This is a genomic window from Thalassospira sp. GO-4 (assembly GCF_023588965.1).
Taxonomy (GTDB): Bacteria; Pseudomonadota; Alphaproteobacteria; order Rhodospirillales; family Thalassospiraceae; genus Thalassospira; species Thalassospira povalilytica.
This window is the reverse complement of record NZ_CP097807.1, coordinates 1,696,287-1,719,257: the sequence shown is the minus strand read 5'-3', so window position 1 is coordinate 1,719,257 and position 22,971 is coordinate 1,696,287. Positions and strand designations below refer to the sequence as shown.

General features: G+C 56.4%; 19 protein-coding genes. 5 read left to right on the top strand and 14 right to left on the bottom strand.

Annotated elements, in window-relative coordinates; all coding sequences use genetic code 11:
• Nucleotides 1–12 precede the first annotated feature (12 nt).
• The 3 genes from M9H61_RS08125 to M9H61_RS08115 all read right to left on the bottom strand — a co-directional run bounded on the left by M9H61_RS08125 (nucleotide 13) and on the right by M9H61_RS08115 (nucleotide 3,137).
• Nucleotides 13–2,076: a methyl-accepting chemotaxis protein gene (locus M9H61_RS08125; RefSeq protein ID WP_305879854.1), complete on the bottom strand. Its 2,064-nt coding sequence runs from the start codon at nucleotides 2,074–2,076 to the stop codon at nucleotides 13–15.
• Between the two features lie 228 nt (nucleotides 2,077–2,304).
• Nucleotides 2,305–2,724: a DUF1801 domain-containing protein gene (locus M9H61_RS08120; RefSeq protein ID WP_250284407.1), complete on the bottom strand. Its 420-nt coding sequence runs from the start codon at nucleotides 2,722–2,724 to the stop codon at nucleotides 2,305–2,307.
• Nucleotides 2,724–3,137 carry an MAPEG family protein gene (locus tag M9H61_RS08115; RefSeq protein WP_114113452.1) on the bottom strand — a complete coding sequence of 138 codons (414 nt, stop codon included), beginning with the start codon at nucleotides 3,135–3,137 and terminating at the stop codon, nucleotides 2,724–2,726. Before M9H61_RS08115 ends, M9H61_RS08120 begins: the two co-directional genes overlap by 1 nt.
• A gap of 422 nt (nucleotides 3,138–3,559) precedes the next feature.
• Here M9H61_RS08115 and M9H61_RS08110 point away from each other — a divergent pair, with 422 nt between their 5' ends.
• A complete protein-coding gene (locus M9H61_RS08110) occupies nucleotides 3,560–5,152 on the top strand; it encodes a lysine--tRNA ligase (RefSeq protein WP_250284405.1) in 1,593 nt (530 codons plus the stop codon).
• 126 nt (nucleotides 5,153–5,278) lie between these two features.
• On the opposite strand, the gene M9H61_RS08105 is transcribed toward M9H61_RS08110, so the two are convergent.
• Nucleotides 5,279–6,145: a LysR family transcriptional regulator gene (locus M9H61_RS08105; protein ID WP_250284403.1), complete on the bottom strand. Its 867-nt coding sequence runs from the start codon at nucleotides 6,143–6,145 to the stop codon at nucleotides 5,279–5,281.
• A 167-nt stretch (nucleotides 6,146–6,312) separates the two neighbouring features.
• Between M9H61_RS08105 and M9H61_RS08100 the strand changes: the two genes are divergently transcribed.
• Entirely contained in the window at nucleotides 6,313–7,062 is a 750-nt protein-coding gene (locus M9H61_RS08100) for a hypothetical protein (protein ID WP_250284401.1), read from the top strand.
• Nucleotides 7,063–7,144: 82 nt separating this feature from the next.
• On the opposite strand, the gene M9H61_RS08095 is transcribed toward M9H61_RS08100, so the two are convergent.
• Nucleotides 7,145–8,200 (bottom strand): hypothetical protein, encoded by a 1,056-nt coding sequence (locus M9H61_RS08095; protein WP_228194222.1) that lies wholly within the window; start codon nucleotides 8,198–8,200, stop codon nucleotides 7,145–7,147.
• Between the two features lie 474 nt (nucleotides 8,201–8,674).
• Here M9H61_RS08095 and M9H61_RS08090 point away from each other — a divergent pair, with 474 nt between their 5' ends.
• Both M9H61_RS08090 and M9H61_RS08085 read left to right on the top strand, forming a co-directional pair.
• Nucleotides 8,675–9,265, top strand: a complete 591-nt coding sequence (locus M9H61_RS08090) for a TetR/AcrR family transcriptional regulator (RefSeq protein ID WP_068517630.1) — start codon at nucleotides 8,675–8,677, stop codon at nucleotides 9,263–9,265.
• A gap of 600 nt (nucleotides 9,266–9,865) precedes the next feature.
• Complete coding sequence (locus M9H61_RS08085) at nucleotides 9,866–10,456, top strand: DUF4136 domain-containing protein (RefSeq protein WP_068517631.1); 591 nt, start codon at nucleotides 9,866–9,868, stop codon at nucleotides 10,454–10,456.
• Nucleotides 10,457–10,565: 109 nt separating this feature from the next.
• Here the strand turns inward: M9H61_RS08085 and M9H61_RS08080 are convergent, their stop codons facing one another.
• The 9 genes from M9H61_RS08080 to M9H61_RS08040 all read right to left on the bottom strand — a co-directional run bounded on the left by M9H61_RS08080 (nucleotide 10,566) and on the right by M9H61_RS08040 (nucleotide 21,770).
• Nucleotides 10,566–11,441 (bottom strand): branched-chain amino acid aminotransferase, encoded by an 876-nt coding sequence (locus M9H61_RS08080; RefSeq protein ID WP_068517632.1) that lies wholly within the window; start codon nucleotides 11,439–11,441, stop codon nucleotides 10,566–10,568.
• 133 nt (nucleotides 11,442–11,574) lie between these two features.
• Nucleotides 11,575–14,781, bottom strand: a complete 3,207-nt coding sequence (locus M9H61_RS08075; protein WP_250284399.1) for a CHASE domain-containing protein — start codon at nucleotides 14,779–14,781, stop codon at nucleotides 11,575–11,577.
• A 207-nt stretch (nucleotides 14,782–14,988) separates the two neighbouring features.
• Nucleotides 14,989–15,609, bottom strand: a complete 621-nt coding sequence (locus M9H61_RS08070) for a helix-turn-helix transcriptional regulator (protein ID WP_068518747.1) — start codon at nucleotides 15,607–15,609, stop codon at nucleotides 14,989–14,991.
• Between the two features lie 69 nt (nucleotides 15,610–15,678).
• Nucleotides 15,679–16,989, bottom strand: a complete 1,311-nt coding sequence (locus M9H61_RS08065) for a four-carbon acid sugar kinase family protein (protein WP_250284398.1) — start codon at nucleotides 16,987–16,989, stop codon at nucleotides 15,679–15,681.
• Nucleotides 16,990–16,991: 2 nt separating this feature from the next.
• Nucleotides 16,992–18,263 (bottom strand): ribulose-bisphosphate carboxylase large subunit family protein, encoded by a 1,272-nt coding sequence (locus M9H61_RS08060; RefSeq protein ID WP_250284396.1) that lies wholly within the window; start codon nucleotides 18,261–18,263, stop codon nucleotides 16,992–16,994.
• Between the two features lie 3 nt (nucleotides 18,264–18,266).
• Nucleotides 18,267–18,806: a VOC family protein gene (locus M9H61_RS08055; protein ID WP_101247457.1), complete on the bottom strand. Its 540-nt coding sequence runs from the start codon at nucleotides 18,804–18,806 to the stop codon at nucleotides 18,267–18,269.
• A 10-nt stretch (nucleotides 18,807–18,816) separates the two neighbouring features.
• On the bottom strand, nucleotides 18,817–20,094 hold the full coding sequence (locus M9H61_RS08050) for a TRAP transporter large permease (protein WP_206927895.1): 1,278 nt from the start codon (nucleotides 20,092–20,094) through the stop codon (nucleotides 18,817–18,819).
• The gene (locus tag M9H61_RS08045) at nucleotides 20,091–20,627 is read right to left on the bottom strand and encodes a TRAP transporter small permease (protein WP_212733807.1); all 537 of its coding nucleotides are present in this window, start codon (nucleotides 20,625–20,627) and stop codon (nucleotides 20,091–20,093) included. The genes M9H61_RS08050 and M9H61_RS08045 overlap by 4 nt, the downstream gene beginning before the upstream one ends.
• Nucleotides 20,628–20,759: 132 nt before the next feature.
• A complete protein-coding gene (locus M9H61_RS08040) occupies nucleotides 20,760–21,770 on the bottom strand; it encodes a TRAP transporter substrate-binding protein (RefSeq protein WP_250284395.1) in 1,011 nt (336 codons plus the stop codon).
• A 149-nt stretch (nucleotides 21,771–21,919) separates the two neighbouring features.
• Here M9H61_RS08040 and M9H61_RS08035 point away from each other — a divergent pair, with 149 nt between their 5' ends.
• Nucleotides 21,920–22,954: a LacI family DNA-binding transcriptional regulator gene (locus M9H61_RS08035; protein WP_068517990.1), complete on the top strand. Its 1,035-nt coding sequence runs from the start codon at nucleotides 21,920–21,922 to the stop codon at nucleotides 22,952–22,954.
• Nucleotides 22,955–22,971: the final 17 nt, after the last annotated feature.

The window sequence follows — 22,971 nt, the reverse complement described above, 5'->3', positions numbered from 1 at the left end:
TTCATTTTATGATTATGCAGCCTGTTTGTTGTGTGTGGTGAGTGTATCGATATGGGCGCGCATCACCGCAAGATGGTCACCATCAAGCGGGAATTGCAGGATGCTGTGTCCGTCTTCATGGCGGGCAACACGGGCATTGATCGGCTGATTGATGCCATCAATCACCAGTTCGACCACTTCGCCCGGGCGCAGATCCGGTGACGGCGAAATCCGGACATGGGCACAGGAAATTTCCGACAGGGTGATGTTCATCGCCTGTTCGCCAAACGTGATCCTGCCGCCGACATTAATGTCATGGACGCTGTAGGTATCGTCATGAATGTCGGAATTCTGTACCGCAGCCAGGAAAATATCGACCTCGCGGCTCAGAAGGGCGGCTTCTTTGGCGGTGGTTTCCGCAACGGTGTGGACTTCGGATGCATTGCCGCTGACATCTTCGACCTGACCGCGGATTTCACCCATATTGCCGGCCACCCGTGTCGCGCTTTCCGATACAAAGGTCACGTTGCGCGAAATTTCGCGGGTTGCGGCATTTTGCTGTTCGACGGCCCCGGCGATCCCGGTGACATATTCGTCGATGCTTTCGATCACGGCGGCAACATCGTCAATCGCACGGGCCGAACGGTCGGCGACTTCCTGAATGCGGGTGATGCGCTGGGCGATTTCATCTGTGGCGTTTGATGTTTGCTTGGCAAGGGTTTTGACCTCGCCTGCGACCACGGCAAAGCCTTTGCCCATTTCACCGGCACGGGCGGCTTCGATGGTGGCGTTGAGTGACAGCATGCTGGTCTGTTGCGCGATCGAGGTGATCAGGCTGACCACTTCGCCGATTTCGCTTGCCACTTCCTGAAGGTTTTTCATTTCTTCGCGCGAGACTTCGGAATGGCGCACGGCATCACGCGACACATCGGTAAAGTTCGAAACATGGTTCGAAATTTCTTCGATCGATGCCACCATTTCCTCGACCGCGGAACTTAGCGAACTTGCATTGCCCGATGATTGTTCGGCTTCGGTGGCGACCGTCAGGGCCAGGTCATAGGTCCGGCCCGAATTGTCACGCACACCACTTGCACGGTTTACCATGCTTTCGGAACTGTTGAGGATACGGCCGAAAACCGCCCCGATCGAGGATCCGAACACGTTGACCAGATGGTTGCGTTCATCCTGGCGGCGCATTTGAAGGGCATCGATTTTCTTTTGTTCTTCTTCAAGTTTGCGGGCGCGGATCATGTTGGCCTGGAAAACTTTCATCGCATCGCCGATATCGGCAACCTCGTCGCGATACTTGCTGGCCGGGATCGGGGTATCGAGTTTGCCATCAGCCAGCGCACCGAGTGCCGACGTCAGGTTCTTCATCGGGCCGGAAATGCTGCGTCCCAGCAGAACCGACAAGATGATGGCAAGCACGGTCGCCGCACTTGAAAGGATGGCGATCATGGTCTGACCGCGAATTTCATCCTGAAGGGCAACTTCCATCGAGGCACGGGTAAAGGCGGAAACTTCCGAAAGAAGGGCTTCGACTTCGTGATCAAGGACGTTTTGTTCTTCCTCGACCTTGATGACGGCCTGCTCGAACGTGGCGGCGTCATAATTGCCGGTGGTGACCTGATCAAAGATTTCCTCGATATGAAGTTCATAATCGAGATGTTCTTTTTCGATCCGTTCAAGCGCGATCAGGACTTTTTCAAATTCCGTGCGCGCCGCATCACTGAGATCACCGGCCAGGAAATCCTTGACCATCTGATGGGCGGTGGCGATTTCGTTGTCGGTCAGGTGAGCGACTTCGGTGAAATGTGCGCGCACGGACTCAAAGGTTTCGCTTTTGTCATGGGCGGAAATATTGGCGATCCGCAATGCCTTTTCCATCAGGATGGCCTGTTCAAGCTGATGCTGCGTGATTTTTTCCAGAATACCATTCAGCGGCAGGTCGCGATGGGCGACTTCTTCGAGCTCATGGCCGATAACCGACATGGTATAGACACCCACGGCACCCAGAATGCCGATGAACACGACCAGCATTCCAACCAGACTGTAAAGCCGGTGCGAAATACGTAAATTCCTGAAAACGCTTGGCATTGACCTTTATCCCCGATGTAGTTCTATCTGTAAAAGTATAGGGAACTACCCATAGGTATATAATACCATAAGATAGGAATATACCCTCATATGGGGAGGTATTTGTCCGCACTCATACAACCATGTACCGCCATCGTGCGGCACACGGGCGTTTCAGGGGTATTTCAGGCGTTTTTTGGGGTGTTTTTTCAGGCTGATTTTTTTAAAACCGGCGGCATGTCGCCGCCATCAGGCGCGCTTTTTGCGGTCCAGATGATAGGTCAGCGCCCATCCCAAAAGGGTCCTGATCGCATTTTCAGGAAGCGGCTGATCAAGGGCGAAGATGACCGCGCGATTGCCCGAACAGGTCAGTTCGGGGTGCAAAAGGCTGCGGGCGCGGTCAATCAGGTCGGTTTTGCAATCAAGGAAGATCATCACCTGATCGGGTGTCCTTTCCTTCCAGTCGGCACGGATGGTGGTGCCCGATCCCGATATCGGGCGCCAGGCCGGTTCCCCCCATTTCAGGCTTTCCTCAATCGCACCAACCCCGTCCAGCCCGGCAGCCAGATCATGGATCATGTCGCGGATCCGGCTGATCTTGTCGCGGGCCGGGGCGGGGAAATGTGCGATTTTTGCCGTTATGGCGGGCGATTTTTGGTCAATGCCCATCACATGCCAGCAGCCATGGTCAGATTGCCAAATGTCTGAACCAGCAACCAGACACCGCAAATCACCATGGTGGCATGTTGCATCACCATGGCCGGCGGGATCAGCCGTTTGCTTGACCAGTTCAGGGTCCCGACTGCATGCATGATGCGCGCGGCAATCAGAATGATCGCAACCACCCAGATAATGTCAGACGTTGCCAGAACGGCCTCAAGCGCAAGCACAAGCAGGGTGCAAAGCGGTGCATTTTCAATGAAATTGCCATGGGCACGAATGCGCCGGCGCAGGATGCGGTCATCACCATCACCGGTCGCGATCCCCAGATCACGGCGGCGCAGCGACACAAACAAACTCAGCCCCGTAAGCATCAGGGCAAAAATCGCAACGGTACAGACGGTCACAGGAAGGGGCAGCATTGGCAAATTCCTTGTCTGATGGCACAGGATGCAAAGATCACGTCCCATACAACCATGCATTCGGGTTGCTATCAACAAAATGCCGGTATCGGGACGCTGGCCACCCCGAAAAGATCGGGGCTTTGCAATGATCTATCGGGAATGTGCGGCAATTATCGGGCAGGTTTGGCAAAGCCGGACCGACATGGCTGTTGCGCCCGGGGGCGGGCGGGGCTGGTGCGGGGCAGGGACGGGGCAAACGGGTTTGCATGAGGTCGCAGGCATGATGAATTCCGCGATTATTTGGCAGCCATGCGCAACAGATGCTTGATCTTGGGCGGTGGTGAGGTATAGCTTCGCGCACGCACGCGATCCGGGTGATCTGCCGTGCATTGGTTTTCCACGTTAATTTAACGATCCAACTGACAAACAAGGTTTCAAAAATGACAGCCGATCTTCGAGATGCCGCACTTAACAGCAACGTCTGGGCTTTTCAGGAAGCCAGCAAGCTGGTCAAGCGGTATAAACAGAAGGCGCCTGAAAAGGGCTATGTCCTTTTTGAAACCGGTTATGGTCCGTCGGGTTTGCCCCATATCGGCACCTTTGGCGAAGTCGCGCGCACAAGCTATGTCCGCCGCGCGTTTGAAACCATGTGCGATATCCCGACCAAGCTTTTCTGCTTTTCCGATGATATGGATGGCCTGCGCAAGGTGCCCGACAATATCCCGAACAAGGACATGGTCGCCCAGCATCTTGGCAAGGCGCTGACATCCGTTCCGGACCCGTTTGGCACCCATGAAAGCTTTGCCCATCACAACAACGCCAAACTGCGCGAATTCCTTGACGGGTTCGGGTTTGAATATGAATTCAAATCTTCGACCGAATGCTATCGTTCGGGCATGTTTGACGATGCATTGCTGCGCGTTCTGGAACGGTATGACGCGATCCAGAAAATCATGCTGCCGACCCTTGGCGAAGAACGCCGTGCGACCTATAGCCCGTTCATGCCGGTCGAACAGGACACCAACAAGGTCCTGATGGCCAAGGTCACCGAACTGAAACCCGAAAGCGGCACCATCGTTTACGAACATCCCGAAACCGGCAAGCTGGTCGAAACCCCGGTCACCGGCGGTCATTGCAAATTGCAGTGGAAGCCCGACTGGGCGATGCGCTGGTATGCGCTGGGTGTGGATTACGAAATGGCCGGCAAGGACCTTATTCCGTCGGTTGAACTTGGCAACAAGATCGTCAAGGCGCTTGGCGGTACCCCGCCGGAAGGCTTCAATTACGAGCTGTTCCTCGATGAAAATGCCCAGAAGATTTCCAAATCCAAGGGCAATGGCCTTTCGGTTGAAGAATGGCTGACCTATGCGCCGGAAGACAGCCTGTCGCTGTTCATGTTCCAGAAGCCGAAAACCGCAAAGCGTCTTTATTTCGATGTCATCCCGAAAACCGTGGATGAATATCTGACCTTTGCCGAGAAGCTCAAAACCGAAACCGATCCGGCCAAAATCCTTCAGAACCCGGCCTGGCACATCCATGCCGGTACGGCCCCGGATCGCGACATTCCGCTGTCGTTTGGCATTTTGCTGAACCTGGTTTCGGTGTGTAACACCGATGACCGTGATCTGCTGTGGAAGTTCATTTCGCGCTATGCCACCGGTGCAACCCCGCAAAGCGCGCCGTATCTCGACAAGCTGGTCGGCTATGCGATCAACTATTATCGCGACTTCGTCAAACCGACGAAGAAATACCGTCCTGCTACCGAGGCCGAGCAAGCAGCCCTTCGCGATCTGCGCGATGCGCTGTCGAAAATCGAACCGGGCACCGATCCGTCAGACATCCAGACCGAAGTCTTCACGGTTGGCAAAAACCACAATTACGAGAACCTGCGTGACTGGTTCAAAACGCTTTATGAAATCCTGCTGGGTCAGGAACAGGGCCCGCGCATGGGCTCCTTCATTGCCCTTTATGGTCTTGAAGAAAGCGTTACCCTGATCGACCGCGCCTTGGCCGGTGAAGATCTGGGGGCCTGATTACAGGTCGACCGTTACCAAGCATGACAAAGGCCTGCATCGTGGTGATGCGGGCCTTTTTGTTTTGGGGGGCGGGCTTGTCGCTTGTTGCCTGTACCTAATGGCAATTGTTTTCAGGTGTGGTTGTCAGCACCGGGCGAATTCAGCGATCAGTTCATTGGTTTCCGGTCTTGATATCTGATGGCGATAGCGCAGGGCGACCACATCGCGCGCGATTTCCATATCGCGGATCGGCAACGATACCAGACCGTCCCCCGCCGGAATTGCCGTTGCCGGCAGGATCACGGCCCCGGATCCCTGACGCGCCAGTTCAATCAGCCAATCCACCCGATTGGAACGATAGGCCGCATACAGCACATGCCCCTGATCGGCACAGGCGGCATGGAGGGTATCGCGCATTTCGCAATTGGGTCGGTCCAGCATGTTGATATTGGCAAGATCGCCAAGTGAAACGCCTTCGCACCGGGCAAGCGGATGATGGGGGGCGACGACAAGTTTATAGTCCTCACGATAGAGAGTATCTATGCGATACAGCGTCGGACTGGCCGGTTGGGCGGTGATGACAATGTCGAAATCACCATCACGCAACCCGGAAAACAACCCGTCAGCCGGTGCGATGATCAGTTCGATTTCGGCCTGTGGGATGCGTGTTCTGAACCGTTCGACCGCCCTGGAAACCCTGCTATGGCCAATGGTTTCGCCGATGCCGATGCTGATCGGGACCCTGTCTAATCGGGTATGGCGGATTGCGTCGGCCTTGGCTTCGATCGTTTCGGCAAGAACCCGGGTCAGGCGCGGTTTGACCAGTTTGCCAAGCGGTGTCAGCCGGCACCCGGCCCGGTCACGGATAAACAGAGGGCCGCCCAATTCATCTTCAAGCTTTTTGATCGCAGTGGTCAGGGACGGTTGCGACACATTCGATGCATTTGCCGCATGGGTGAAGTTGCGATGTTCGCATACCGCCAGAAAATAGCGGATCTGGTTCATCTCCATGACTGTCTCCCGCTTTTGTCACCTTTGACAGGGTCTTCCGATCAATATGCATAGTCAATGGCTATCGTAAAATAGGGCATCGGAATTGGCGCAGACCCGGCACGTCATGGGACAAGTGTGGCACGGGATAGGCCCCGGTTAACCAGCAATATTCAGGAGATCTGACCATGAAAGCTGCCATCCTTCCAATCGTTTCGGCTTTGGCCTTTGTTGTGGCCGGCCTGCCGGTTCGGGCACAGGAAAATGCCGCCGATCACCGTACCGCCAGCTTTATCGAAATGCCGGCCGCACCCGGTCAGGCCGATGCCTTTGCCGAATTTCTGGCCGATGCCGCGCCACTGGTGAAACAGAGCGAACCGGGAACCGCCCTTTGGTTTGCGCTTAAGGCGCAAGACACGCCACAAGACAAGTCACAGGACAAGCTGGCGATCTTTGATGTCTTTGTTGATGCATCGGCGCGCGATGCGCATTTTGCCGGTGCTGTGGCCGCGGCGCTCAAAGACAATGCTGACAATCTGGTTGCGGGTGGCTGGGATCGCGGGGTTGTTGCCAATATCCGCAATGCCGACGTGCTTTCGACCAAGGATGCCACCGATCTTTACAGCGCAAAAACCGCAACATTCATCATGATCGAAACAGCACCGGGACAAAGTGACCAGCTGGCGGCCCTGTTGCGCGCGGCCGGGCCAATTGTTGCCAAAACCGAACCGGGCACCTTGTTCTGGGCGGGGTTGCAGATCGACAAGACGACCTTTGCCATCTTTGACATTTTCGCGGATGAAGCCGGCCGTGCAGCGCATTTTGACGGGCAGGTCGCGGGACTGCTGATGGAAAAATCGGGCGATCTTGTCCGGGGTGGCTGGACGGACGGGGTTGTTGCCAATGTCCGGAATTATGACATTCTGGCGATCAAGTGATGCCGCTTTGCCAATCGGGATTACGATATGCCAGATAACAAAGGCCCGCTTCATAATGAGGCGGGCCTTTGGTTTGCAATGCCTAACTTGGCGGAAGATAGCGCCGCCAGGCATGGGTTTCGAACGGGGCAAGAATGGTCTGACGGGCTTTGTGCCAGCCAACGCCAAATGCCATGACCAGCCCGCCAATGATAAAGCAGACCAGAACAATGGTGATTGACGGATCGATGGAAACGCCTTCGAACCCGGATTGCAGCAAGTAGCCGACATAGATCAGCGCGCTGATGATCGGGGACCGGCGATCAACAATCAGCGAAAACAGCATGGCAAGAACAATGACCGGCACCATCACCCAGGGTGATGCGTCAAAGGCAATGGCGACCGAATGGATGGTCATCGGGGCCCCCATGACATAAAGCCAGAATGCACATTCCGCCCAGCCATTGATGCGATCGGGATCGCGACTGTCGATGAAAACCCCAAGCCCCAAAAGCAAAAGCCCGGTTGCGGTGATCAGGTAATGCAAATAGCTGCTGATGGCCGGGCCGACGGCGGCGGTCAATGCCGACCACAGGACGCCAAGGATGCCGGCGGCAATCAGCGCAAAGGAAACCGGCAACCGGTAGCGCAGGAAAAAGCCGACCTGAAAGGCAAAGCCGATCACCGAAACCACAACAAGAACATTGATCGACCGTTTGCCGAAATCAACGACATCATCCAGCCCCGACATTTGATCGGGCGTGCTGGTCAGCGACATATAGATCGCAACCGCATACAGCATGATGGTTACGCCAAGCGATGCCATGATCGCAATCGATGGCAGGGCTGCCTTGAGCTTGCCGGCAATATATTCCGCCAGCACCACGTAACCGGCAATCGCGACAAGCGGTGCCACCCAGAATGCCGGACTTGCGGCAAGCATGCCCCAAAGAATGAACCAGCCTATGCTGAGTGCGACGACGCCAAGGGCTATGAAAATGTCATTCATGCCGCGAAACAGGGTGAATTTCTCGGTCTCGGCGGCTTCGTGCGATTGCGCGATCAGGAAGCTTTCCAGTCTGGCAAAGGATTCTTCGCTGATGACGCCAGCCGCGATGGCGTTCCTGATTTCAGCGATGGAAAATTGTCGGTTTTTCATGGGGCGCGTGGTTCCGTTGGTTTTTTAAAGTCCGGACGCCTTGTTGATAGCGCCCAATGCCGACGGGATCAATTTTTACGAAATATCAGAAAAATCGCAATTTCACGTGATGCGGTTCCGCTGTGGTTGCAGCGCGGTTTCGCCGCAACGCCGGGTGGGCATGGTTTCCAAAGCATCGCTAATGGCTCACCGTTGCCGGGGTGCCGTCTCTGGGGGCGCCTTCGGGATGTTCTTTCCGGCACATCGTTTCCAGAGCATCGTTTCCGGAGCACCGTTCCCGGAACACCGTGTTCGGAGCATCGTTTTTTGGTACCGTCTTTTGGGCGTGGTTTTCAAAGGCATCGTCTTTGAGGCCGTTTGGGGAGCGCGGCATCGACCAATCTGCCTGCGTCGCGCAACCGGATGGTCGGCATTGACGATTTTTTATTGATTTCGTGCATAAGTCAGTTAACTGACTTTACTGGGGCGAGATTGATGGCAGGCAAACTGACTTCCGGGGAAAAGCGTCAGAAACTGGCGCGTGCGGCGATGAATGTGATCTGGCGTGACGGGTATCACGCCGCCACCATCCAGGCCGTCGCTGACGAGGCGGGCCTGCCGGCCGGGGGCGTGTTTTATCGTTTTCCCAAAAAGCACGATCTTGCCCAGGCCGCCCTTGAAACCATGGAAAACGAGTTCACGCCGCTTTTGGCCAGCATCGCGCCCAATGGCACGGTGCGCCAACGGCTGTCGATCTTTTTTGACTATCTCGATGCGATGACCCCGCGCCGGGTCAGCCATGGCTGCCCGCTGGCAAGATTGATGCTTGACCTTCCGGCTGACGGGGCCTTTGACCCGGCCCGTCAGACCGGGCAGGCGGTATTTGACGGTTTGATCAATTGGGTCGCCGGGCAACTCGCCAGGGCCGGCATGGCCGATGAACGCGCAAGGACCGAAGGCCGCCGGATGATCCTGCGCTGGCAGGGGGCGATCATCCTTGCCCATTCCATGGCCGATCGCGCGATCCTTGATGATGAAATCCGTGACCTGCGCGATACCGCCAACCGGCTGATCGACGGGGCGTAAAGGGGCTGGTGGACGCGGCAGGTTACTGTTGAAGGATACCGACTGCCCGGGGCGTAGTGCTGCGGAGCATCACCGCCTCGGGACCTTAGCACCACGCACGTTAGCACCACAGCACCGCAATGCCGCAGCGTCTCCATGCCCTGAGCCAAGACGGCGAAGTGGCCGGGGATGGCCTGCACAGTACACCGGGCGGTTACAGCCGGTTGGATCCCGCGCACCGATTATGTCGGATGCCCAAGCCCAAGCTCACGCCCACGTCCACGTCCACGCTTAAAGCTCGCCGTCGGAAGCGCGAAGCCAGAAGTTTGAGGCCCCAAGCCTCACGCATCACATGCCCCACGCCCAAAGCGTGCGCCCTTATGGCCGGATCCGGAATGTTTATCTGACTGCGCCGGTCACCCGGCTTGCCGATTGGCATCAAGCCCGGGCGATGGCAGGGCTGTTGGGTGGGCGCGTCGAAGCGGGCGCAATTGATCGAAAAACACATACTGTCAGCATGCGCTTACCATTATTTTGGCAATTTATGATGGTGTAATTCCTGTTCTGAAACGTCATAGTAAGTAGCCAGAAAAGGCCGCAACAGGACAAAGGATACGGGACATGACAAAGATGAAACTTGTCATCGCGGGCGTGATGGCCCTGATGCTTTCGGCATGTGCCGCAAGCGGTCCGCGGATTTATACCGATGTTGATCCGGCTGCGGATTTCAGCCAGTTCCGCACATTCGCCTTCATGGAAGAAGCGGGCAAAAACGCCGAGGCCCAGTATCAGACCCTATCGGGACAGCGGATCGAGGATGCGATCAGCACCGCCCTTGAGGCGCGCGGTTATCGGGTGGATATCCACAATCCCGATATCCTGATCAACTTCCATCTCAAGACCCAGGAAAAAACCCGAAGCTCCCCGCCGGTTTATGTTGGCGGCTATTACGGATATCGCAGCGGCATGTATGTCGGCTGGCCGGGCTATGTCGAGCCAGGCTATGTCGATACCTATACCGAGGGTACGCTGACAGTTGATATGGTCAATCGCCGCACCAATCAGATGGTCTGGGAAGGCACGGCTGTTGCGCGTGTCACAAGCTCGGTACGCGAAGCCCCGAACGAAACGGTGCGCAACGCCGTGGCATCGATCTTTGCGCAATATCCCTATGTCGCGGGCAGTGGCGTTGCCGTGCCACCGGTACAGTGATCCAACTGTTCGCCGACAAATTGCCAAGAAGAACCACCAAACAGAAAAGGGCCGGAAAACCGGCCCTTTTTTTGTCGATACCGCCTTGTGGTCAGTCGGCGCTGGATGATCAGTCGGCACTGGCGGCGGTAAAGGCCATGTAAAGGTCCTGCGCGCGGCGCGTGATCGGGCCCGGCTGCAGGTTGCGATCATCAAGTTTGACGCATGGTGCGACCTTGTAATAGTTGCCGGTGCCAAAGATTTCGTCGGCGGCTTCGAGTTCCTCGTATTTGCAGGTTTTCTCGACCACCTCGACACCGTCTTCACGCAAAAGCGTGATCACGCGCTGGCGGGTCAGACCATTGAGGAACGTACCATTGATCGCCGGGGTATAAACCGTGCCATCCTTGGCAAAGAACAGGTTGGCATAGGAAAATTCCGCAACATTGCCAATCGGATCAAGCATCACACCGGTGTCAAAACCGGCATCAGTGGCCTCGGTCACGGCACGACCGACGTTCGGATAAAGACAGGCGGCCTTTGCCTCGGTCGGTGCACTTTCGGGTGACGGGCGGCGGAAGCTTGATTTGCGCGCGGTAAAGCCGGTTTCGATGGCGGCCGGGATTTCGGATACCGAAATGCACAGAACGAATTGCGCGCTATCAGGGTTCGGGGCCAGGAAACCGTCGCCACCATAGACAATCGGCTTGATATAAAGGGCCAGTTCCGGATCAAATTTCTGAACGCCGTCCTTGACCAGGGCAACGATTTCATCGGTGGTGATCGACGGTTTAAGCCCCATCAACTGCGCCGAACGCAGCACACGCGCACAATGTGGATAAAGATCGGGCATCTTGCCATTCATGCGGCGCGCCCCGTCAAACACGGTCGATGCCATCCACACACCATGGGTCTGCGGCCCCATGATGTTGGGGTTACCTTCGTACCATTCGCCGTTATACCAGGTCCAGGTGGTGGGGGTGCTGTCTGTGGCGGCGTGACCCATTCTTGTACTCCTGATTATTCTTGGTGGGAGCCGGGGACTGGCCCGGCTTTGCCTGTGGGGCGGTCAAATCCGGGCGTCAGAATAGGGTTTTTGCCCAAGGCGGGTCAAAGAAAACCTTGCGTGCGAATGGCTGCTATTCGTCTTGTGAGGACAGTGCTTCCCGGCGGCGGATCAGCATTCGGCTTTCGAGGCGCATCAGTTCGCGATTGATTGCCTTGATATCAAGCGGTTTGGTGCAGTGGGCGTCAAAGCCCGCTGCCCGGAATGTCGCAAGATTGTCGTTGGAAATATCGGCCGTCAGCGCAAGGATCGGGATGGTTGCCTTGACCGGGTCTTCAAAGGCGCGGACCTGGCGGGTGGCTTCGACACCGTCAAGAACGGGCATGTGAATGTCCATCAGGACCGCGTCAAAATCATCTTGTGCGAGTTTTTCAAGCGCATCCTGCCCGTTGGCGGCCGGGGTGATGGTGTGGCCCTGCTGTTCAAGGAGCTTCTGGGCCAGAATGCGGTTGATTTCGATATCTTCAACCAGAAGCAGGTTCCAGCCGATCACGCGTTCCTTGTCCTGACCGTCAATATCCTGATCTTCGGTTTTTTCGATGGCGGCGACCGCCTCGGCCGAGCTGCGCGGAAGCGTCAGTTCAAACCAGAATTCACTGCCGCGGCCTTCGATACTCTCGGCTTTGATCTTGCCACCCATGGCCTTGACCATGCGCTGGCAAATCGCCAGTCCAAGCCCCGTGCCGCCATAGCGCCGCGAGGTCGATGTATCGACCTGGGCGAAGGCTTCGAAAATGGTTTCAAGCTTGTTCGACGGAATGCCGATGCCTTCATCACGCACAGAAATGCGGAATGACAATTCATCATCGGTCACCGATTTCGGGGTCACGGTCAGATGGATGTTGCCGAACTTGGTGAATTTGATGGCGTTGGAAACAAGGTTGGTCAGAACCTGTTTGAAGCGAACCGGATCGCCAATCACCCAGCGCGGAATGTCTGCGGGGATTTCCAGATGCAGCTGGTTTTCCTGTGCCCGTGCCGGGACAAGCATCATCGAGGTGACTTCTTCGCAAATCCGGTGCAGATCAAAGGGTACTTCTTCAAGAATAAGACGCCCGGCCTCGATCTTGGAGATATCAAGAATATCACCGATCAGCGACAGCACATGCCGCCCGGCCCCGCGAATGGTTGCCAGATAATCACGCAGCGTATCGACCGAGAAGTCCTTGTCGAGATTGTCGCTGGCAAGCTGGGTATAGCCAAGGATAGAGGTCATCGGCGATCTGAATTCGTGGCTCATATGGGCGATGAATTCGGATTTTGCCCGGTCGGCCTGCTGAGCCTGGTTCATGGCACGTTCGGCGGCCTCGCGGGCGTCTTCAAGTTCCTTGGTGCGGCGTGCGACCAGATCAACGACGTATTTTTCCGTGCGGTTGAGCGAGCGCAGATAAATCAGCAACAGGATGCTGACCATGCTGCCAAAGACAAAGATCGCCCAGGGCTGCCAGTAATACAGGCTGGCAAATCCGCTATGGGACGGATGCAGGACAATCGTCCAGTCGCGATAGCCGAATGTGAAGTTCGAGACATTCGGATTGAACGGGCTTTCCAGTTCCGATCGGATATGCTCCGCGGCGTAATCGGCCTGACGGTTGGTATAGATCAGCTGATCGGCGCCTTCGGATTTGAGGTCGGCCAGATGAATTTCAAAACCAAGCGGGATCCGTGCAACCCGGGCCGCGCGGTTGATCATATCGGTCAGGCGCAACACCCCAACCGCCAGCCCAAGCGCCGGGCCATTGGGGTTGCGGCGGTTTTCCACCGACAGGAATGCAAGCGATGTGACAACCGCCGATGACGATTGCACCAGCCGGACCGGCTCGGTCAGGGTGAGGTTGCCGGTATGAAGGGCGGTTTCAAGCGCGCGCCGGCGGGTCGGTTCGCTGGCAAGATCAAACCCGACGGTTGCCTCGTTGCCCGAACGCGGAAAAACAAAGAATATCGGGTAATAACCGTCGCGCTGTGCGGCAGGTTGCATTTCGCCGTCAACTTTTTCGCGAATGGCAAAATTTTCAACCCCGCGCAGTGCCGCGTTTTCTTCGATCAGGGCGCGTGCCCTTCCTTCGATAAACGGCGCCCATTCAAGGGCGGCAACACCCGGACGGCGATTGATCCAGGGCGCGATCATCGCATCAAAGGTATTGGCAGACACACTGCCATGCACATCAAACAGCGTCTTGACCGCAATCAGCGCATCGGTCGCGCGGCCCAGTTCCTCGCGCAGGGATGCTTCAAATGCCAGACGGTATTGTTCGGTCGAAATGCGATCGGCTGTGACAAGCTGGTTATAGGTGTACCAGGATGCCAGACCCGAAACGCCAAAACCGATCACCCCGATCACCACCGACAGGGTGCGGCGCATGCGATGCACATCATCAGATAGCCGCCCGTCACGGGCCCGGGTGGTGACCGATGATATCCGTTCCATCCCCCCGGCAAGGAACAGGGTGCCAACCGAAATTGCAATCACATAGCCATACAGATTGCGCAGCCCGGCATTGATGCCCACCGTGGCAAAGGTGTTGTTGCCCAAGGCGGCAAAAACGATGATATCAGCGACAATGATCGCATTGATCAATGTCGCGCCCAGTAACCCGAACCGGGTAGCCCCCCAGATGACAAAGGGCAGGGAGACAAAGATAAACAGAAATTCCGGCTTGGAAATCAGCGGCGTGGTCTGAACCGCAGAGGCAATGACAATGGATGCGATACAGATCAGCGCCAATTCCCAGTATTGCGACATTGAGCGTGGCGATGTCCGCCACTGCATCAGGCGCATGACAAGCGGCCCGACAACAATTGCCCCAACCAGATCGCCCAGGAACCAGCCCTGCCAGATATCGGTGAATTTGTTGAAATCGCCAATGACCACAAGGCTGAGAGATGTGGTGCCAAGCAATGCCGACAAGGCCGGGCTGCACAGCCCGCCAAGCACAAGGAACACCACCATCTTGCGGAACTGGTCAAGCGGATAGTTGCCGCAAATCTGGCGAATAATCAGCGCCGGACCAAGGGCGGCAAGCGTATTGCCCGCGGCAATCAGAATTGAAACGGTCACTGACGGCGACGTTGCCAGATTGACCAGAAGGGCACCGATAAACACCGCAGGCGCATAGCGCCAGCCCCAGACAATCAATGCGGCAAGCGCAATGCCCGATGGCGGCCAGACAAGCGTGACACTGCTGCCAAAGAATGGCAGTTGCAAACCGGCATAGCCTGTCAGGAAATAGCCAAGTGCAATCACCAAGGTGCGTAAAATATACTGGCGTTGCAGCGTCAAACGATGTTCCTTTTCCCCATAAGGGGCACGTATGTGTGCCTTTTGCCATAATGTAAGGACGTGCAACGCGAATTTGAAGACGACCTTTGTGTAATCAAAGGTCTTTTTCCTGCAACCATGTGGTGCGCATCACGCAAAAGCGACCAAACCGGGCGTTTGACGTGACCCTGCCAAACATCCGGCATGAACATATCGGGAAAGCCGGTTCTACTGGCTGCACCACAAAACACGCGCCACCCAGTCAATCTGATCGGCCGGGACAAAACGGTCCTCATAGGCGGGATTGAATGATTTCAACTCAACGCCAAGTGCGCCGCGCCGTACCAGTTCCTTGGCCATGACTTCGCCTTCGATCGTTTTGACAACCACGCGGTCATGGGGGCGGATATTTGATGCCGGGCTGACAATGATCAGATCGCCGTCACGGAAAACCGGGGCCATTGAATCACCTGAAATGCGAAGGCCATAGGCCGTCGGATCATGCAGGGCCGGGAAGGTGATATCTTCCCACGATCCGCCAACCGGATAACCGGCATCGTCAAAAAATCCCTGATTTCCGGCCTGGGCAAAGCCGATTACCGGAATGCGTCCGGCCCCGTTGCCATCGACCAGTTCGGAAAATTCGCGAAAACTGACATCGGTGACCGACAGCACCTTGGAAATGCTTTCGGTCGAAGGCCAGCGCGCCTTGCCTTGCGATGTGGTGCGTTTGGACCGGTTGAATGTGGTCGGGTCAAGCTGCGCCAGTCGCGCCAGTCCCGACGGGGTCAAACCGTGGTCTTCGGCAATCTGGTCAAGGGCGGCCCATATTTGTTGATGTCGGATCATGGCCCATCCTAACAGGGGATCAGCATCGCGTCGAAGGAATTTATTCCTGATTTCACGGGCGTTTCGCGGCTAGGCGCGGGCGGTGGCAAGACCGGCGACATTATCAAAAAGACCCGGTTTTCCCATCTGTCCGCCTTTGAGCAGCATGGGCAGCTGATCAAGGTTTTTCTGATCGGCATGGGCGCGGATGATCGGTGCGCCGGCATCGAAATCTGCCACAAAGGACAGGCTTTCAATACCCAGTGCCTGAACCGCCAGGCTTGATGTATCGCCCCCGGCAATCAGCAAGAAGCCAAGCGATACCGACCGGCTGATATCGGCTATGAACTGTGCACTGGCACGGGCAAGATCGTGGCTGCTGATCTGGTGATTGCGATCATCGGACACCGCAACCAAAAGGTTCTTGCCAGCTTCAAGGACCGACAGGCAGTCGGTCCGGGCGCGATTGCGGGCATCGGGGTCCCCAAGATCGGATGGCGTTATTTCGATCTTTTCATATCTGGTGGCCAAAGCGACCTGTTCAGCGGTCAGGGGTGATCGGCTTCCGGCAAAGGCAAAGACCGGGCCATCGCGGCGAAGCGCCCTTGGCGACGGGGGTGTCGGGGCAAAGGACGGGAAAAGAGCCTGTGCGACACTGCTGGCACCAATGCACAGGATGACCTCGGACCGTGCAATGTCACGCAGGGCTTCGCCAATGGTCAGAAGATCGTTTTCAGTGGTGACATCAAACAGGGTTTCGGTTTCCCCATCGGCGATGCGGCGTCTGATTTCGGCAATCAAGGCCACGCGCCCCTGCGCGATGATGGTAAAATCAATCAACCCGACTTTTGCCCAACCCTGATTGGCAAGATGGCGTGGCAAATCGGCTTCGCGCATCGGGGTGACCGGGTGGTTCGCCATCACCGGATGGCGGTCGATGCGGTGGATTTGCCCCGATCCCATGGCGGCAAACAGGTTGCCCAAAAAGCAATAACGTCTGAGTGACGGTTGCCCGCCAATGATCGCCTTCCAGCGTGCCCCGACCGATTGCGCATAGCGATCGGCAACAGCGGCGATATTGCCGGTTTCGGGCGCACTGTCAAAGGTCGAGCAGATCTTGAAATGATAGAGGCCGCAATCGGCTTTTGCCAACTGACCGGCAAGTTCGCCGATGGTGGCAACGCCGTCTTCGACCCCCATAGCACGAAGCGACGTTGCAACACCAAAGGCATCAAGGCTGTCCGGGTCAGAACCCGACGACCCGTGACCATCATCGTTTTTGTGGTCAGACATATCGGGCGCATTCAGATACAGACGCGCAGAAAGCCCCGCACGGGCAAGTGTTGCCAGCGTATCGGACGCCCCGGTAAAATCATCGGCACAGAAAACGAGTTTGGTCATTGTCAGCCTCGTGCCCCGTAAAATGCCAGTGCTTCTGACAGGGCCGGGTTGGTTTTGGCATGTTGTTCAAGGCCGATACCGGCTTCGCAGGCTTCCCATGCCTGACGCAGGCTGGTGATGCCAGCAGCCGGGCCGGACGGATGGGCAAGAATGCCGCCGCCGGCCAGGAACATGAAATCGGCCGACCCGACGGCCTTGTATGTGGCCGGAACGGTGCCAGCCCACTGACCTGATGAAAAGACCGGAAGAACGCGGTCTTCATCGCCGTTGCCAGCGGCAAGCGGTTCGCCGCACAACTGGGCCGAAGATGCGACTTCGCTGTCCTCGTCACAGAATTTGCCGCCCATGCCATGGACATGCATGTGATCCATCCCGGTCAGACGATACAGCGTCTGATAGGCCGGAAACGCCATGCCGATCATCGGATGACGCGACAATGCGCCAAACCCGTTGCGATGCCCATGCAGGACAAGGCTTGTCGATTTGCGAAGGGTCTGAAGGGCCGAAAGACCCGCCCAGTTCATGCTGACCATGGCGCATGATCCGCCTTCTTTTTCAATCAGGTCGGCATGGCGTCGCATGGCATCGGTTTCATCGGTGATGTTAAAGGCAATCATCACATCACGGCCGGTGCGATCCCGATACCGGCGCACCCGGTCCATGACGGCGGGAATGCGTTCCGCAAGCGGGGCCGATGCCGGATTGGCGCAAACTTCGTCATCCTTGATGAAATCCACACCGGCTTCGCAAAGCTGATCGACCAGATTGGCGATATCGTCACTGCGCAGGCCGACATTCGGCTTGATGATGGTGCCAAAGAACGGGCGGTCCTGCACATTCATGCGATCGCGCGTGCCTTTGGTCCCGGCAACCGGATAATCATAAAGATCGCGATAGGCCTTGGGCACTGTGACATCAATCAGCTTAAGCCCGGTAACTTCGCCCAGATCATACAGATTGCCCGACACCGTTGCTGCGAGTGTCGCAAGGTTATGACCGATATTGCCAGTCGGGAAACCAATGCGGATTTCAGCCCGGCGATACGGGCCGGTGACGCCACGTTCTGCCAGATAGGCGCTATGCAGGCTGGGATGATTGACCGGGGTCAGTTCGCGGATCGACAACACGCGTGCCGCAAAGCGTTCGCGCAATTCATCGGTTTCACCAGCCACGCGCACGAATGTCCCGCTGCTTTGTTCGCCAGCCATGATGGTGGCGATCTTTTCAGGGTCCATCGGCGTTTCGATAAGATAGCGGGCTTCGATCAAATCCATGGCTCAGATTTCCGAAAGCGACGGGAAAGGACGGATCGGATCGGAACCGTCCCAGTCAATAGAGGCTTCGTAGATCGACTTGAACAGGCGGCCTTTCGGGCCGACCACTTCGGACAGTTCGATCACGGTGCCCGGATGCATTTCCTTGTCGAAATAGACAAAGCGACCATTGTCACCGACCTTGCCGCTCATTTTGACGTTGAAGCCCTTGCTTTCCATCAGGGCAAGGTCGTCATCAAACTTCTCGGTCCAGTAGGCAACATGTTGCAGACCGGTGTGACCGGCTTGCAGGAAGTCGCGATACATTGACGGTGCGTCATTGCGGGTCTGGATCAGTTCGACCTGGACATAGCCGGAATTGGCAAGCGCGACCGAGTTGTGCACGTCATGGGACTTGCCGTCATACTGATAATCCTCGATCGGCACGCGCGGGTTATAATACCAGGGGCCGACACCCATGGTCGTCGACCAGTATTCCATGGCCGCTTCGATATCGGGTACGACATAACCGAGCTGGCGAATTTCGCCGAGAAATCTGCTCATGTTTCCTCACTTAATCCAGAAGGTTGGGCAACCACACAGAGATTGCCGGTATGCAGGTCACTGCGAGCAGCGACAAAAACAGCGGTAACAGGAAGGGCAGGGCACCCCGGATCACCCGGTGCAGCGGCATCTTGGCGATGATGCTGACCATATAAAGGCTCATGCCGACCGGCGGGGTCAGAAGGCCGATCATCAGGTTGAGAACGAACACGATGCCAAGCTGAAGCGGATCAACACCGGCGGCCGTCATGGCAGGTGTTATGATCGGTGCAATGATCAGGATGGCGGCAATCGATTCCAGGAACATGCCGACCACCAGCAACAACACATTGACGATCAAAAGCAGTACCAGCGGATCGCTTGACAGGCCGAGCAGGAATTCGCTTGCCGTCGCGGGCAGGCGGTCCATGGTCAGAACCCAGGCAAACAGGGCCGCAGTGGCAACAATAAACAGAACATTGCCCGTGGCATCGACACTGTCGCGTGCTGCGGTCAGAACCCGTTTGAGATCAAGCTGGCCATAGATGAATTTGCCGATCAGAAGCGCATAGGCCACCGTCACACCGGCAACTTCGGTCGGGCCGAAATAGCCCGATACCAGACCGCCGATCAACAGAACCGGGGCGGCAAGGGCGGGCAGCGAAATCACGAATTTGCGCGCAAAGGCGGCAATGTTGAATTTGACCTCGTCACGCGGCAGCTTGTAGATGCGCGCCATGACCGCAACCTGCGCCATCAAAAGAATGGTGATCAGAACGGCGGGCACGATCCCGGCGATCAGCAGCTTGACCGCCGATACGTTGGAAACGGATGCGAAGATAATGATCGGAATGCTGGGCGGGAAAATCGGGCCGATGGTCGCAGCCGCCATGGTGATGCCCGATGCAAATTCGGCCGAATAGCCCTGTTTGCGCATCATCTTGATCTGAACCGCACCAAGCGCCCCGATATCGGCAAGGGCCGCACCCGACACGCCCGAGAAAATCAGACTGACCAGAACGCTGACCTGTGCGGTGCCGCCGCGGATCCAGCCGACCATCATGCGCACCAGTTCAAACAGATGGTTGGTCACGCCTGACAAGCTCAAAAGATTGGCCGCAAAGATAAACAGCGGCACGGCCAGAAGCGGGGTTGAATCAAGGGCATTGACCGTGCGCTGGGCCAATACCGCCATTGGCAGGTTGAACAGGATCATGACAACCGCCGATGACAGGCCTAGACAGACCGCAATTGGCACCCGGATGATCATGAGTGCGAGAAACAGGATAAGAAGGGTTGCACTCATCATTTGCGGGAATCCCCAGAAGGCGTACTCGCCGAAACGTGATCGGCCATTTCTTCGGCGATGGCATCGGCAATCGGGTTGCTTGCGTCTTCGGTTTCATAATCGGTTGCCGGTTCGGTACGCGTGACCAGACGATAGATCGCAATCACCAGCAGCAGCACAATCGCAACCAGAACCGGGGCATAAACCGCATAGTTCGACAGTTTGAGCGACGGGGTGGAAAATTTGCCCGCACGGATCAGAAACTTGTAAAGACCGAATGTGAAAATCGCGGCAAACAGGGTGATCAGCGCATAGTTCGAAAACCGCAGGATAGCCTTTCCGGCCGGGCGCAGCGCACTATAAAGCAGATCAATCGCGATATGGCGGTTGTGCAGCATCAGGGCCGGAACGGCAAAGAACACCAGGGCAATATTGGAAATGCGCGACAGTTCATCCGCCCAGGGCAGGCCAAGATCAAACAGATTGCGCAAGATCACCTGACCGACCACCAGCACTGCCATCAGACCCAGCATCAGCATGGACAAAGCGGTCATGATCCGACAGATGCGGTCCAGTCCCCGGTAGATCGGGGAATTCCTGTACGGCATAACGATACCTGAATAAAAGCGGGAAAAGGGCGGGCGACATCCTTGAACACAAGGTTCCCTGACGTCGCCCTGATCGTCTTATTTTACAGCAGCGATTTCTTCGAAATACTTGCTGTATTTTTCGTCAAAGCGCTCGTGGACGAGTTTCTCCACACCTGCGCGGAAGGCCGCAACATCAAGTCCGTCATCCGGACCAATGATGGTCATGCCGGCATCTTTCAGCTTCTGAAGGTCGCTTGCCTCGTTTTCGAGGATCATTTTCGATGCTTTCTGACGGACGGTTTCGGCCGCCTTGTTGATGGCATCCTTGATGTCTTGCGGGAAGCTCTGCCACAGGTCTTCGTTGATCACGACGATTTCGGCCGCCGAAATATGACCGGTCAGCATCATGTGTGTCTGAACGTCATAAAGTTTGTGGTCAACCGCAACGTTTACCGGGTTTTCCTGGCCCTGAACGATGCCGGTGGCAAGGGCGGTCGGGACTTCCGACCAGTCAACCGGAACCGGTGCCGCACCCAGACCTTCGACCGCGGTCAGGTAAACCGGGGACGGAATGGCGCGGATTTTCACTCCCGACAGATCAGCAGGCGTTTTTACCGCCATATTGGCGGTCAGCTGACGGGTGCCGAAATAAAACGCATACAGAACGCGCATGCCGGTATTGTCGATCAGGCCCTGATTGAGGTCGGCCATCACCGGGGAATTGATATCGACCACTTTCATCAGGTGATCGTAATCGCGATACAGATATGGGGTATCAAGAACGCCGAAATCCTCGTAAAGCGAGCTGATCGCACCAGCCGTATTGTGCGACAGCGCGATCGAACCCATCGAAACGCCTTCGGCCAGTTCCTGGATTTTGCCAAGCTGGGATGACGGATAGACATCAATCTTGACCGCGCCATTGGTGTTTTTGGCGACTTCTTCGGCCAGCCAGTCGGCCTGCATGCCGACAACACTGGTCGGGGAATTCATGTGGCCGTAGCTCAGTTCATATTCCTGCGCCTGTGCGGCATGTGCCATGACCGTAAAGGATGCGGCAGCCGCAAGGGTCGTGGCGAAATGGCGAAACTTTTTCCGGATGACCATGGTTTCCTCCCGTGATGGTCTATGAGTGCTTTTAACCTGAATCTGCTCGGGTGTGTTTTTGTTTTCCCTTGAATAGTTGCAGAATACGTGAAACATTTTGCCTCATCAAACATCATAAAATGATGCGTTTTGATGTTTTTGAGGATGGAATGCCAAAGACAACCGGACCTGTAATCAAGGATATTGCTGACCTTTCCGGTGTTTCGCCGGCAACGGTGGACCGCGTTTTGAACAAACGTCCGGGGGTGCGTGAACGCACGGCAAAACGGGTTTTGCAGGCCGCAAGCGAACTTGGCTATCTGCCCGAAAATGACATGGCTGAAGTGTTCCGGCCCAAACCGATGCGCGTGGTGTTTCTGTTACCGTCGGGCACGAACCCGTATCTGCAATTGCTGGGCGACCGGATCAAGGCCGCGGCCGAGGCAACTACGGGCTATAACATCCGCGCAAAGTGCTTTTTCATCGACAGTTTCAATCCGCAACTTCTGTCCGAGGCACTCCGCCAACATGGCGAAAAGGCCGATGGCATTGCCTTTATGGCGATTGATCATCCGCTGGTGCGCGAAACCGTGTCCGAACTTCAGAATGCCGGAAAGCATATGATTACGGTGGTTTCCGATATTTCGGGGGTGCCGCACGCGGCCTATGTCGGGCTTGATAACCGTGCGGTGGGGCGGACAGCCGGGTACTTGCTGGGCCGTTTTAACGGCCAGAAACGCGGACGGGTGGCGATGATTGCAGCCAGTCGCACCTATCGCGCCCATGAAGAACGTGAAATGGGCTTTTTAAGCCTGATGGAAGAAGAATTTCCCGAACTGCGCGTGGTCGCGGCCCGCGAAGGCCATGATGATCGCAGCGAAAACTACCTGCACACCAAATCCCTGCTTGAAGAATATCCTGATCTGGTCGGGATTTATAACGTTGGCGGGGCGTCTGACGGGGTGGCGCGCGCCTTGCGCGAAAGTGGTCGGGGGCGCGATATTGTCTTTATCGGTCATGGGCTTACACCCGATACACGCCGCTTCCTGCTTGAAGACATCATGGATGTCGTCATCACCCAAAGCCCGGGTGTGATTGTTCAGAATGTGCTGCGAATCTTTGAAAACCTGCGCGCCGGCCATCCGGCCGACCGCGACGTCGCCAAACTGACCATGGAAGTGGTGGTCAAGGAAAACCTGCCGTGATTGCCAGCAATCCCGTG